Source organism: Bacillus sp. OxB-1, from assembly GCF_000829195.1.
In the GTDB taxonomy this organism is placed as follows: Bacteria; Bacillota; Bacilli; order Bacillales_A; family Planococcaceae; genus Sporosarcina.
In genome coordinates this window covers 3,235,943-3,249,501 of the sequence record NZ_AP013294.1, presented here as the reverse complement: position 1 = coordinate 3,249,501, position 13,559 = coordinate 3,235,943, and the positions used below count along the sequence as shown (strand labels likewise).

Here is a 13,559-nt window from a genome sequence, read left to right as displayed (position 1 = left end):
GGTAGATGAGGCGATAATTAGGAGGCGACATTGTGAAGGAATGGAATAAAGAAGATTTCGGTTTGCGATTAAAAACGTTGCGGGAGCAGCGCGGTCTATCCATGATGGCGTTCGGTTCGGCAATCGGCACATCCGCGAGCCGGATCAAAGATTGGGAAAAAGGGAAAAATGCCCCTTCTGCCGCTTGGATAGCGAAGATTTCCGAGAGGTTCAATGTTTCGACGGATGAATTGATCCTTGGAAACAACAAAACTGCCAAAGCATTCAAAAGTACTGGAAATACAAACGTCGAAATGCTCTATGATAAACTGCGTGAAACAATCGTAGAGGACAAAGCGGATGATGCCCCGATGGATCGCTCTGCTGAATTGTATGCCGAGCTCGACGCGGTCAATAAAGAGCGGTACCGAAGCGGAAAAGGAAGACGGTTTGCAGAAAGGGAACTGCTGGCCATTGCTACCGAACTTCCGAAGAAAGAAATGTTGGAATTGCTGGAGTTGGCCAAATTGAAAAAGCGGTGGTTGTAAGGGACAGAAGAGGGAGGAGAACAGGGAATAGGCGGATCGCTCTAAGGCTGTTGTTCCTAGTCTTCCTCGTCCTCAACGTAGCGATTATGTATAGGGATAATAAGACTGTCGGCGTCACGCATTACGAGATAGCGTCCGATCGACTGCCCGCGAGTTTCGATCATTTTCGTGTCGTCCAATTATCGGATTTGCATGATGCGGTGTTCGGGGAAAATCATCATGATTTGGTAAAGCGGGTGAAAATGCTGACACCGAACGCCATTTTCATCACTGGCGATTTTATCGACAGCAATCGTTATGATTTGGAGCGCAGTTTGCGGCTTATTGAGGAGCTCCAATTTGTGGCGCCTTTTTATTTTGTAACAGGGAATCATGAAATTGCGACAAACGATGTGGAGCGTATAAAGGAAGAGTTGGAGAAATTGGATGTGCGCGTCCTGTCGAATGAGTCTCTTTATCTACAAGGGGTTGCCGGTGATTTGATAGCGATCGGAGGAATCGAGGATCCGCTATCAAAGGGGAGCGACGACGCGAAAACAGTGGAAGAATCCATTGCCAAGGCATTCCGGGATGTCCCGGATTCGATGTTTACGATATTATTATCCCATCGTCCCGAACAACTTGAGAAATATGCAGAGGCGGGAATCGATCTGACCTTCAGCGGGCATGCCCACGGGGGACAGGTCCGTATCCCGGGGCTCGGCGGCTTGATATCGCCGGGGCAAGGGTGGTTTCCGCGGTACACATCAGGAATTCATGAACAGGACGGGAGCCGTATGGTGATCAGCCGTGGGCTCGGAAACAGTATTGTTCCCATACGGTTGTTCAACCAACCCGAAATCGTTGTCGTCACCTTACGAACCATATGAACGCTTTGAGTCGGTATGCACTCAAAGCGTTTTTTATTTTCCATTGGATCGATGCAGAGATTCCAACCTTCAGATTAACAGCAGGACAGTCTTCTAAATATATTGTATGATGGAAGAGAAGAAATATTTCGGAAAAGGTGGGGGTTCGAATGAAAGCGGTTATCCATGAAAATGGCAAGTTGCTAGTCGGAGAAATGCCGGAACCGAGTGCGGGACCGGGCGAAGTGGTCGTCGCATTGCGAGCGGCTGGAGTGAATCGCAGGGATCTATACATACCAGGACGACGAGGGGACGCCAAAGAGGCTTTGACATTGGGTTCAGATGGTGCCGGCATTGTGGAATCCATCGGGGAAGGGGTTTCGAATGTCCAAGTAGGAGATGAAGTGATATTGAATCCCTCCCTCCGCTGGTATGACAATAGTGACGCACCTCCCGAACAATTCGATATATTGGGCATGCCCGACAATGGGACATTCGCAGAAAAAATCGTCCTTTCCGCTGAGCAAGTGGAAAAGAAGCCGGCCCATCTGTCATGGGAAGAGGCGGCGGTCCTTGCGTTGGCCGGATTGACGGGTTATCGGACGCTAATTACGAAAGGCCAATTACGAGAGGGGGATACGGTATTCATTCCTGGAGCTGGCAGTGGGGTTGCGACATTCCTCATTTCATTCGCGAAGAATATCGGGGCCCGGGTTATTGTCACATCACGCAGTGAGGGGAAGCGGGACAAAGCGCTTGAACTCGGAGCGGATTTGGCCATCGATACGAATAGTGATTGGAAACAGGAGCTGGCAGGCGAGACAGTTGACCTTGTCATTGAAAGCGTTGGCCGTGCCACCTTCAATCGATCTTTGGATGTATTGAAGAAAGGTGGACGCATTGTGGTGTTCGGTGCCACTACGGAGGATACCGTTGATTTTGATTTGCGCTCTTTCTTTTATGGGCAATATCAATTGTTCGGCTCCACGTTGGGAAGCCGGGAAGAATTACGTGAGATGCTGGAGCATGTGGAGCGTTATCGAATGCATCCGGTCATCGATCAAATATTTGATTTGGAGCAAGCACTTGAAGCGTTCGAATATGTGGAAGAGAGCAAGCAGTTCGGCAAAGTGGCATTCCGGATTGGCCGCTAATCACGGATGAAAGAGTTAATAGGGTAGGAAATCCCTACGTAAAGGTTGGTTCTTTCTTATCACTTCATGGTATAATTGGACTGTAGTTCAGGTCGTATTGACATGGGTGAGGAGAATGGGTAAATGGGGAGAGAGTTCAGAATCCGGCTTACGATTGTATTAATCATTTTTTCCTTATTACTTTCATTGTTTATCGCGTTGTTCGATTACAATAAGCTCGAAGATCGGGTCAAGATTGGCCAAGATACGAAAATTGCGATGGCAGAGGATAAAATTATCGATTCGCTAGCTACGATTGACAAAGTATATAACGTTCTCGATTATCGAACTGCCGAAATAATGGAGGAAAATTCCAAGGAGTTGCTATCTGCCTACGAGAGGGAGCCTGATTTCACCAAGTGGGATTTTGGAGCGTTGCGAGAACGATTTGAAATGGACGTTTATATTTTGGATGACAAGAACAAGGTCATCCATTCGAGTTTGACGCAGGACGTGGGGTTGAACTTCAGTGAATGTTGCCCGGGTTTCTCCAAATTATTGGATGAGCGGCGAAATGGGGATGAATTCATCCACGATGGCATGGATATCCAAACAAAAACAGGTGAAATCAAGAAGTTCAGCTATGTCCCCACCCCGGACCATCGCTATTTGCTCGAGCTTGGTGTGGCATTGGAAGATGAGGAGATTTTTAAACAATTCAATTTTTTGGAAACAATTGATTTGTTGGAGTATACATATGCCGATGTCATCAAGTCGATCCGTGTCTACAATCCAAACGGTGTCCTTATGGGGACGGTAGGGGATGAAGAGTACCGGAACATCGATGAATCCCTATTGCCAGTATTCAAGGAAGCTTTGCAGAGCCGTGAGGCCAAAGAGGATGTTCGGATTGACAGCGGGAGCCGGGTGACTTATCGGTATATCCCGTATACTGCGGATGAACGAAGGGGCTACTCGACGAATCGTGTCGTAGAAATCGTATATACCGATGTGGAATTGTCAGAGATGCTTAGCGTTTATCGAAGTGAGTTCATTGTGCAAGTGGCTATCATCTTGGCGGCCGCTATCGGTCTATCTTTCATCATCGCCCGGCTTGTGGCGAGGCCGGTCCATCTCGCATTCCATGATAGCTTGACGGGATTGAAGAACCGGGCGGCTTTTGAAGAGGAGTTCAAAAAAAGGTTCGGGAAAAATAGTGAAGGCAAAGCGCTTATGATGATCGACCTCGACAACTTCAAAACTGTTAATGATAAGCTAGGACATCGGGAAGGGGACCGTATTTTAAAAGTTGCCGCTACGACAATCGAAGAAGTGGCGGGGCAAGGGAACATCGCAGCCCGTGTTGGAGGAGATGAATTCATCGTCCTGTTATCTAAAATGGATGAAGCCAAGGCGGAACAACTCGCTGCCGAATTGATTGGGAAAGTGAATGAGGAATTTTCGAGCCTTCGTAAAAAAATAGGGCTCTCTCCTTCCATCAGTGTCGGCGTCGCCTTCGCTTCAGGTGGGGACGACTTGGAAACCTTATACGAAAAAGCGGACCGCGCCTTATACCGTTCCAAAGAAAACGGTAAGAACCAATACAACCTTTATCATGCTGGGTGAACACATATCACCCGGGACAAGCCTTTCAAGCCGACTTCACAAGTCAGCTTGAAAGGCTTTTTCATTACTTAGGAAATTATAAAATTCGGGCATAAAGTTGATAAGCGATGAGTTTCATAGAAAAACTTGCGCCGTTTGCAGTCAAGCACGGGATTGCGAATGGCGTTTTGCCGTCTCTTATCATAGCGCAGGGAGTCTTGGAATCAGCTTCAGGAACGTCTGAACTTGCCACCAAAGCCAACAACCTATTCGGCATCAAGGTGGGCGCCGGTTGGACCGGAGAGACGTATACCAAACGGACAGCCGAGCACAAGCCGGATGGCGCGGTCTATTACATCGATGCGGCCTTTAGAAAGTATCCGTCTTATGAAGGTTGCGTCATCGACCTTGTCCACAAATATACGCACGGCACGGGATGGGAAGAGCACAATCGATATGCGGATGTGCTTGGTGAGACGGATTATCGAAAATCAACGGCAGCCGTGAAGGCAGCCGGGTATGCGGCGGATATCAATTATCCGTCCAAGCTGAATCAAATCATCGAGCAATACGGACTGACGAAATATAACAAAGGGGTTGATCGAGTGGTTAAAATTGTACTGGATGCCGGCCATGGATTTAATACGGCTGGAAAAAGATCGCCAGACGGAGAGAGGGAGTGGTCCTTTAACAATAAAGTCCTGTTGGCCTGTGAGGCCAAGCTCCGGGAGTACAAAGGATTGGAAATCCTGCGGGTAGACGACCCTACCGGCAAAACGGATGTACCACTTAAAACGCGAACTGATCGGGCGAATAATTGGGGAGCCGATGTTTATGTCTCTATCCATCATAATGCTCTATCCGGCAAGTGGCACAGCGGTGGCGGGATCGAAACCTTTACTATGGACCACCCCCGAGCCAATCCGAAATCGGTAGAGGTCGCCAAAGCGGTCCATCCCCGAATCGTGAAAAGTATGGTCTTGCGGGATCGGGGCATCAAAAAAATGAATCTGCATGTCCTCCGAGAAACCAACATGCCAGCCATCTTGACCGAAGGCGGGTTCATGGACTCCACAATTGACATCCATTCGATGCGAAATAAAACCAACCTAGAAGCACAAGGTGAAGCAATTGCCGAGGGGTTGGCTGCCTATTTCAAGTTGGAACATAATCCGAAACAGGTTGCGACTGTGCAGACGAAAAGAGAGGAGTCAGACTTGGAATTTACCTCCGGCACGTTACGAAAGGAATTTGAAACGTTTCTTGCCAACAAAGCACAGCGCGATATCGTAGTAAATGCTGCTGTCAAAGCCGGTTATGCCAAGAAGTGGATCAAGGATCTAGAAGAGGGCAAAGCCGCGGACGGCGACATTGTCATGCTGGGGATTGGCGCGCTGATCCGTACGAATAAATGAGAGAAAAAGCACCCTACCCTGTGATCCACACTTGGCAGGGTACGCCGTTCAGGGTCAAAAAGAAGTTGTAATTTATGAAGTGTTTTATTCAAAATATCATGACCTAGCAACATCATGACAAGGAGTAATCAGTTTACGTCACATCGCCAAGGCTTTTATGGGCATTCTTGAAATGAGACTACTCCTCACTTTAAGAGGTTGCAGCTGAACAGTAAATTGAAACAAAAGGTGATGACTAATACCTGTCCGGTTGGATGGGGTGCTTTTTGGCTTTCTTTAATGTGAATAGATTGGGTATATTAGCTATAACGAAAAATATTTAAGGTCGAAAAAATTAGTCTCATCCTATTTAATTGTGCTATTATAAGACACGTGAAATATTCTATTGAGCCTAATTTAATTATGATAACGAGTGTAATGAAAGGATGAAATATATTATGAGTTACGAGCGTCCGAAAACCGTAGCTATGTCTACATTAGGTTGCAAAGTGAACCATTATGAGACGGAGGCGATCTGGCAACTTTTCAAAGAAGCGGGTTACGAACGCGTAGATTTTGATAAGAATGCGGACGTCTACGTGATTAATACATGCACTGTCACGAATACAGGTGACAAGAAAAGCCGCCAGGTGATCCGGCGCGCCATCCGAAAAAACCCGGACGGCGTCATTTGCGTAACAGGTTGTTATGCCCAGACCTCACCTGCGGAAATCATGGCCATTCCGGGAGTGGATATCGTCGTCGGCACACAGGATCGCGTGAAGCTGCTTGGCTTGATCGACGAATACCGCAACGAGCGCCAACCGATCAATGCGGTCCGCAATATTATGAAAAACCGGGTATATGAAGAGCTGGATGTCCCGGCATTTACGGATCGGACCCGTGCTTCCCTCAAGATCCAGGAAGGCTGCAATAATTTCTGTACATTTTGCATCATTCCATGGGCGCGCGGTTTAATGCGTTCACGTGATCCGCAAGAAGTCATCCGCCAAGCCCAACAGCTTGTCGACGCCGGCTATTTGGAGATTGTCCTGACGGGCATCCATACGGGAGGTTACGGTGAGGATTTGAAGGATTATAACCTCGCACGTCTTCTACGTGATCTGGAATCCGAAGTGAAAGGCTTGAAACGGCTTCGCATCAGTTCCATCGAAGCGAGCCAGTTGACGGATGAAGTCATTCAAGTGTTGAAAGAATCCAAAATCGTCGTACGCCATCTTCATATTCCAATCCAATCGGGTTCCAATACGGTGCTGAAACGGATGCGCCGGAAATACACGATGGAATTTTTCGCGGAACGGTTGGACCGTTTGCGGGAAGCCCTTCCTCAACTGGCGATCACCTCCGACGTTATTGTCGGGTTCCCGGGTGAGACGGAAGAGGAGTTCATGGACACATACAATTTCATCCGTGATCATCGGTTCTCCGAACTGCATGTCTTCCCGTACTCAAAACGGACAGGCACACCGGCAGCACGGATGGAAGACCAAGTGGATGAAGAAGTGAAGAATGAAAGAGTACACCGATTGCTTGAATTGAACGACCAGCTGGCGAAAGAATATGCCTCATCCTTCGAGAATGAAGTGCTAGAAGTCATTCCGGAAGAGCGATATAAGGAAGACCCGGAAAGTGGTTTGTATGAAGGCTATACCGATAACTACTTGAAGGTCGTCCTTCCGGCTGATGAATCCATGGTCGGTAAAATCGTTCGCGTTAAAATTAACAAAGCGGGCTACCCTTATAATGAAGGCCAATTTGTCCGCGTTGTAGACGAACAAGAAATCTTTGCCTAAGAAAAACAGCTGTTCCATCCCGATTCTGGGGGGAACAGCTTTTTTCGTTGCTTAGGAAATTATAAAATTTTGACCTGTGGATAACTGTTCGATAAAATGTTCGTATACTCGAAGGGACTGAGACGCGATGAGAGGGACTAGTGGAGTCATCAAAAGAATACTGAAAGACCATTTCGATGGGTTTTGGCAAATGCACTCTACCTTGTTTCCAGAAGCTTATCGAGAGGATATAAAAGAAACCGTCCTGAAAACAATCCGTTGTGGATCCTCGGATGTCGGATATGCGAGATATGAATGTCTGGGTTGTGAAGGGAATCCATCTCCTGTCATTGTCTGTTTCACATGCAAGAGCCGCTTTTGTAATAAGTGTGGAAAGAAATATACGGATGACTGGTCCACCAAACAGCAGGACTTAATCTTTAATGTGCCGCATCGCCACATGGTATTCACCATTCCCGAGGAACTTCGGAATATCTTTTTCCACGACCGCAAAAAATTGAATGAGTTGAGTAGACAGGTAGCCGGGGTCTTCCAATTCTATTATCGTCGTAAAAGCAGGAAGCGCAACCTACAAGCCGGGGTGATCACGGTCATCCATACGTTCGGAAGGGATCTGAAGTTCAATCCACATATACATGCCCTAGTGACGGAAGGGGCGATTGATAATCGGAATGAATGGTGTTCAAGTGATTTCATTCCCTATGAATTCTTACGGAAATCCTGGCAAAAGGTGCTACTCGATTTAATGAAGAAGTGGTTTCCCGATCACCCAAAGGCCCAGGAATTAATCAATGATTTATATAGGCGATATCCGAAAGGATTCTATGTGAACGCAGAACAGAAAATGAAGGATGCCAAAGGGGCAGCCAAATACATAGGCAGATACTTGGCGAGACCGGCCATCGCCGAATATCGCATTGTCGGATACGATGGGAAGGAAGTCGAGTTCTGGTATGAAGATCATAAAACAGGGAAACGGGTGGACGTGAAGCAGTCGGTCTATCGATTCCTGTTCAATATTTTACAGCACATCCCACCAAAACACTTCAGAATGGTGGGCCGTTTTGGGTTGTATAGCAGAAGATCGTATCAGAAGGCAAATCAAATTCTAAGCCTTTATGCCTTCATGCGGACAAAACAACTTTCCATGCTTTTGGAAAGAAGGAAAAAGAGAAAAACATATCGGGAACGGATGAGAGAGGCTTTTGATCAGGATCCGTTTATTTGCCCGTGTTGCCATCGGGAGATGGACTTGGTGGAGATTTGGCATGCTGATTATGGAATCCTGTATCATTATATGGAGGGCATGAAAATTATTAAAAGATGGGAGAAGTCGGAGGATGCCAACAGACGAAGAGCTGGATGAACTGAATCGGGCATTTTTACAATCATTAGAAGAGGATGACCCGTTCGGATTGAACGAAAAAATAAGTACGATTGAATTTAAGTGTCGGGATTGTCAGGAATTAGATGACGTTCCCGATTTTGTAGTGGCAGACTTTCAGGTCGACTTAAAACAGAACGAAGAAGTCGAGATTGAATGTCCTTTTTGTGGTGGGACCATGCATAGAGCGAAAAAAATCCCAAGTGAATCGATTTCACCTGGGACGGGGACAGAGGCGCTTTAGCGCTTTTGTTCCTGTCGACGATGGAAAAGCTGTACCCTAGGAGAAGGGGGGGACAGCTTGGCAAATCTATTCAACGAAGCGCTTGATCGTCAACCGAATCGAGCCATTCCTCGATTGTCCCGATCACCGACTTGACGCAGCCATCCTCGAAAGGGGACAGAAGATTGGCTTCTGCCACAAGGGCTGTGAAGGGCTTGGATCCACCCAGTTTGCAAAGATGTACATAATCACGCCAGGCCTCGTCCCGATTTTCAATGGATCGTTTCCAAAATTGCAGTGCACAAATTTGGGCGAGCGTATAATCGATGTAATAGAACGGGCTGGAGTAAATATGGGATTGCCTTTGCCAGACGGCACCTGATTCCAAATACGGATGGCCATCATAATCCCGGTTTGGCAAATACACCTTTTCGATCTCTTTCCAAGTCGATTTTCGTTCGGCAGGAGTCATCTGCGGGTTTTCATAGACGACGTGCTGGAATTCATCGACTGCGACTCCATACGGCAAGAACAGCAAAGCGTCGCTCAAATGGACAAATTTATATTTATCGGTCTGTTCCTCGAAAAACAGCTCCATCCACGGCCATGTGAAAAACTCCATGCCCATCGAATGGATTTCGGCTGATTCATAAGTGGGCCATAAATATTCGGGGATGCCGATCGAGCGACTGGAATATACTTGGAAAGCATGGCCCGCTTCGTGGGTGAGCACATCAATGTCACCGGACGTGCCGTTGAAGTTCGAGAAGATGAACGGCGAATCGTAATCGTCTATGAACGTACAGTAACCTCCAGCTTCCTTCCCTTTTTTCGCTTCCAGATCCATCAGCTTTCTTTCCACCATGAAACGGAAGAATTCATCGGTCTCCTTGGATAACTCTGCATACATCTTTTTTCCATTTTCGACAATCCATTCGGCATCCCCTTGAGGCACGGCATTGCCGTTCGGGAAGTTGAGCGCTTGATCATAAAACTTCAACTTGTCCACGCCAATCCGTTTCGCTTGCCGTTCATACAATCGATTGGCGAGAGGGACGATATGATTTTGCACTTGTTTCCGGAATGAATTCACCATTTCTGCGTCATAATCGATCCGGTTCATCCGTACGTAGCCAAGTTCGACAAAGTTGCGGAAGCCTAGTTTGGTTGCGATTTCATGCCGCAGCTTCACCAGTTCATCGTAAATTTCATCGAAACGTTCTCCATGCGTTTTGTAAAATGAATAAGATGCTTCCATTGCAGCTTTGCGGACGGACCGATCTGCGGACTCCGTATAAGGGCCCATCTGTGCCAAAGTCAAAGTCTTCCCATCAAACTGGATTTGCGCGGAAGCGACCAGTTTGGAATAGTCCGACGCTAATTTATTCTCTTGTTGTAAGAGAGGCAGCACATCGGGTGAAAATGAGCGTATGGCATTATCCGCCAAAGCGAACAACTGGTTTCCCCATAGATTTTCCAGTTCGGGACGGAATGGACTATATACGAGCTTCCGATAATAATCCGTTTCGAGCTCCTGGTATTCGGGACTGATCTCATCGAAGAAATCCCGCTCCTTCTGATAAAATTCATCGTTTGTATCAATCGAAGCGCGGATATATGCGAGATTTTCCTGTGTCGAAAATTCACCTCGAATGGTATTGATTTGTTCAATGACCCGACTTTGTTCTTCAACCGTTCCGGCGGATTGAAACAGTGCCAAAAGTTCTTGGAACGACCTCTTCATCGCGTCCATGTCAGGCCGTTGGTAACTAAAATTCTCAAAAGTGATCATGCCGATCCCTCCTTTTGCTCTTCTTCGTTTCTATTGTTCCCGAAAGGAAGCCGAAATGCAAAAAAGTATACTTTTTATAAAGCCCAGAATAATACCGCTTTTCATCAATGAAGTCGTGACACTGCTCCAAAAATGAAAAATGCCGCCGGATGTTGTACTATGGAAAGTAGCGAAAAGCAAGAAAGGCTGATGGTTGTATGCAAATAGATGAATACTTGGTAGAGAAACTGGTCGATCCCACTGGAATTCTGACGGGCGATCGGTATGAATTCCGCCTATATTTAACATTGGACGAGGACGATGAGTTATACACGGAAGAAGGAGCGGGCCTGCGTGTCCTCTACAAGGAAGATGGCGATGACAAAGCAGTTGTATCCTATCATTTCTTTGACCGTTCCACAGAAGAAGTGCTCGATTTTGAATTGGAAGAGGAAGAATTGGAGCTGGTCCTCGAATTTTGCAAGACCCATTTGGAATAATGAAGGTAAGTTTTCAACTTATGAATAGGAGTGTTGGAAGATGAGCGAAGAAATCGTTGATATTACTATCATTGGAGGGGGACCCACCGGGTTGTTCGCTTCCTTTTACGCGGGGATGCGACAAATGTCGGTGAAAATCCTTGATAGCCTGCCGCAATTGGGCGGGCAGCTGGTCGAATTATACCCCGATAAATATATATATGACGTTGGTGGATTCCCCAAAGTCCTCGCCAAAGATTTCGTTGCAAATCTGGTGGAACAAGCCCAATACTCCAAGCCGGAAATTTTGTTGCAAGAGACTGCGATTTCGGCAACTCGGGCAGAGGATCACTTTGTTCTGAAAACGGATAAAGGAGAGCATCGGACGAGGACCATTTTATTGACTGCAGGTATTGGGGCATTTCAGCCGCGAAAGATAGGTCTGGCCGAAGAGGAGAACTTTGCCGGAAAGAGCCTCCATTACAGCATCAAGGATTTGGCGTTCTTCAAAGACCGGCAAGTCCTCGTTTGCGGAGGAGGTGATTCTGCGGTGGACTGGGCGCTGATGTTAGAGGACGTTGCTTCAAAAGTGACACTCGTCCATCGCCGGGAACGCTTTACTGCTCATGAAACAAGTGTTAATCAATTGATGGAATCGAACGTGACGGTCATGACTTCCCGAACGGTGAAGCAAATCAATGGGGCGGATGGACAAGTTGAAAATGTGCTTTTAGTCGAAAAAGACGGTACAGAACAACTTCTGCCTGTCGATCAAGTCATCGTCAACTATGGGAATGTCTCCTCACTCGGGCCGTTGAAGGAATGGGGCTTGGAGATGGACCGGACATCCGTCTTGGTGAACTCCCGTATGGAGACGAATATCGAAGGGATCTATGCAGCAGGGGATATAACGAACTACGATGGCAAGGTGAAGCTGATTGCCGTAGGACTTGGCGAAGCGCCAATCGCCATCAACCACGCCAAAGCCTATATAGATCCGAAAGCGAAACTTCAACCACTTCATAGTACAAGCGTCTTCAAAGACTAAAAAAAGCGGCGGAAAGGGATCCCTTTCTGCCGCTTATTTTTTAGTTTGCGTGCACATCATTTCGATGTTTTTTAATTTCTTTCAACCGTTGATCGTATTCCTCAACCGTCATGTTCTGTTCGATAAAGTAACGGTTTCTTGGATGCTTCCGGCATTCATCCGAGCAGCTGCGCATATAGAGGTGCTCGTTCTCCTCGGAACAGAGGATTTTGGCATTACATTCAGGGTTCGCACAGTTTACATAACGTTCGCATGGCGTGCCGTCGAAATGGTCGCGTCCTACGACAACATGCTCCACCTGGTTGACCGGAACTGCAATCCGCTCGTCAAATACATAACATTGTCCATCCCAAAGCTGTCCTTTGGCGACAGGATCTTTGCCGTACGTTACGATGCCGCCATGCAATTGGCCAACATCCTCGAACCCTTCCCGGACGAGCCAGCCGGAGAATTTCTCGCAACGGATCCCGCCCGTGCAGTACGTCAAGATTTTCTTCCCTTCGAATTGCTCCTTGTTATCGCGAATCCATTGCGGGAGATCGCGGAAGTTCTCGATATCCGGACGGACTGCCCCGCGGAAGTGACCTAAGTCATATTCATAATCGTTCCGTGCATCGATGATGACCGTATCTTCCGCCTGCATCTGTTTGAACCACTCTTCAGGGCTTAACCGTTTACCCGTCAATTCATTTGGATTGATATCCTCGTCCAAACTCAAGTTGACGATTTCTTTGCGCGGCCGTACGTGCATTTTCTTGAACGCGTGTCCATCCGCTTCGTCAATTTTAAAAACGATGTCTTGGAAGCGGCTATCGCTTCTCAATAGTTCCATATAAGTATCCGTCTGGGCGATAGTACCTGAACAAGTACCGTTGATCCCTTCCGCTCCAACGAGAATGCGCCCTTTCAAGCCGATTTCCTTGCATGCTGCCAAATGCTCCGCAGCAAACGTTTCAGGGTCTTCGATCGGTACGTACTTATAATACAGAAGAACCCGGTATGTGCCTTTTTCCATTTCCTTTTACCCACCTTATTTTAAAGTACATCCGGATCGGCAAAATATTAAAGTTAATTTTAGACATGCAAAAGTAAGCCCGCATTTGCAAGATCCGGGTTCTGTTATTGTATCACATATTTACAGGATGGAAAAGTGGTTTCATTCGTACTTTTTACATAAACAGAAACATCGACAATGAAATTCAGTTTTTTCGACACGCAACATCTATTGGGTTTTAAGACAATCTCCTGTATACTTGAATCATAGATTTTTCGCCAATTATTTACTTGAATCCTCTTTTTTCGAAACTATTTTCGAAGATGCCCCGTCTAACTT

The 13,559-nt window shown here is 46.9% G+C and carries 12 protein-coding genes; 10 read left to right on the top strand and 2 right to left on the bottom strand.

Annotated elements, in window-relative coordinates:
* Nucleotides 1-32: 32 nt before the first annotated feature.
* From OXB_RS18140 to OXB_RS16130, 8 genes are all read left to right on the top strand, one after another.
* Nucleotides 33-527 (top strand): helix-turn-helix domain-containing protein, encoded by a 495-nt coding sequence (locus OXB_RS18140; protein ID WP_052484115.1) that lies wholly within the window; start codon nucleotides 33-35, stop codon nucleotides 525-527.
* Nucleotides 528-613: 86 nt separating this feature from the next.
* Nucleotides 614-1,396 (top strand): metallophosphoesterase, encoded by a 783-nt coding sequence (locus OXB_RS16160; RefSeq protein WP_052484207.1) that lies wholly within the window; start codon nucleotides 614-616, stop codon nucleotides 1,394-1,396.
* A gap of 149 nt (nucleotides 1,397-1,545) precedes the next feature.
* Nucleotides 1,546-2,529, top strand: a complete 984-nt coding sequence (locus OXB_RS16155) for a zinc-binding dehydrogenase (protein WP_041075494.1) — start codon at nucleotides 1,546-1,548, stop codon at nucleotides 2,527-2,529.
* A 123-nt stretch (nucleotides 2,530-2,652) separates the two neighbouring features.
* Nucleotides 2,653-4,134, top strand: a complete 1,482-nt coding sequence (locus OXB_RS16150) for a GGDEF domain-containing protein (RefSeq protein WP_041075492.1) — start codon at nucleotides 2,653-2,655, stop codon at nucleotides 4,132-4,134.
* Between the two features lie 107 nt (nucleotides 4,135-4,241).
* Complete coding sequence (locus OXB_RS18135) at nucleotides 4,242-5,528, top strand: N-acetylmuramoyl-L-alanine amidase (RefSeq protein WP_052483828.1); 1,287 nt, start codon at nucleotides 4,242-4,244, stop codon at nucleotides 5,526-5,528.
* 437 nt (nucleotides 5,529-5,965) lie between these two features.
* Nucleotides 5,966-7,321 carry a tRNA (N(6)-L-threonylcarbamoyladenosine(37)-C(2))-methylthiotransferase MtaB gene (gene mtaB / locus OXB_RS16140; protein WP_041071467.1) on the top strand — a complete coding sequence of 452 codons (1,356 nt, stop codon included), beginning with the start codon at nucleotides 5,966-5,968 and terminating at the stop codon, nucleotides 7,319-7,321.
* A 127-nt stretch (nucleotides 7,322-7,448) separates the two neighbouring features.
* Nucleotides 7,449-8,687 (top strand): IS91 family transposase, encoded by a 1,239-nt coding sequence (locus OXB_RS16135; RefSeq protein ID WP_084212371.1) that lies wholly within the window; start codon nucleotides 7,449-7,451, stop codon nucleotides 8,685-8,687.
* The gene (locus OXB_RS16130) at nucleotides 8,662-8,949 is read left to right on the top strand and encodes a zinc ribbon domain-containing protein (RefSeq protein WP_052483843.1); all 288 of its coding nucleotides are present in this window, start codon (nucleotides 8,662-8,664) and stop codon (nucleotides 8,947-8,949) included. Before OXB_RS16135 ends, OXB_RS16130 begins: the two co-directional genes overlap by 26 nt.
* Nucleotides 8,950-9,019: 70 nt before the next feature.
* On the opposite strand, the gene OXB_RS16125 is transcribed toward OXB_RS16130, so the two are convergent.
* On the bottom strand, nucleotides 9,020-10,720 hold the full coding sequence (locus OXB_RS16125) for a M3 family oligoendopeptidase (RefSeq protein WP_041075490.1): 1,701 nt from the start codon (nucleotides 10,718-10,720) through the stop codon (nucleotides 9,020-9,022).
* A gap of 197 nt (nucleotides 10,721-10,917) precedes the next feature.
* On the opposite strand from OXB_RS16125, the gene OXB_RS16120 reads away from it, so the two are divergent.
* A complete protein-coding gene (locus OXB_RS16120) occupies nucleotides 10,918-11,199 on the top strand; it encodes a DUF6509 family protein (protein ID WP_041075488.1) in 282 nt (93 codons plus the stop codon).
* A gap of 40 nt (nucleotides 11,200-11,239) precedes the next feature.
* Nucleotides 11,240-12,226, top strand: coding sequence for an NAD(P)/FAD-dependent oxidoreductase (locus OXB_RS16115; RefSeq protein WP_041075485.1), 987 nt, complete (start codon nucleotides 11,240-11,242; stop codon nucleotides 12,224-12,226).
* Nucleotides 12,227-12,266: 40 nt separating this feature from the next.
* Here OXB_RS16115 and trhO read toward each other — a convergent pair whose 3' ends face one another.
* Nucleotides 12,267-13,241: an oxygen-dependent tRNA uridine(34) hydroxylase TrhO gene (gene trhO, locus OXB_RS16110; RefSeq protein WP_041075483.1), complete on the bottom strand. Its 975-nt coding sequence runs from the start codon at nucleotides 13,239-13,241 to the stop codon at nucleotides 12,267-12,269.
* Nucleotides 13,242-13,559 lie beyond the last annotated feature (318 nt).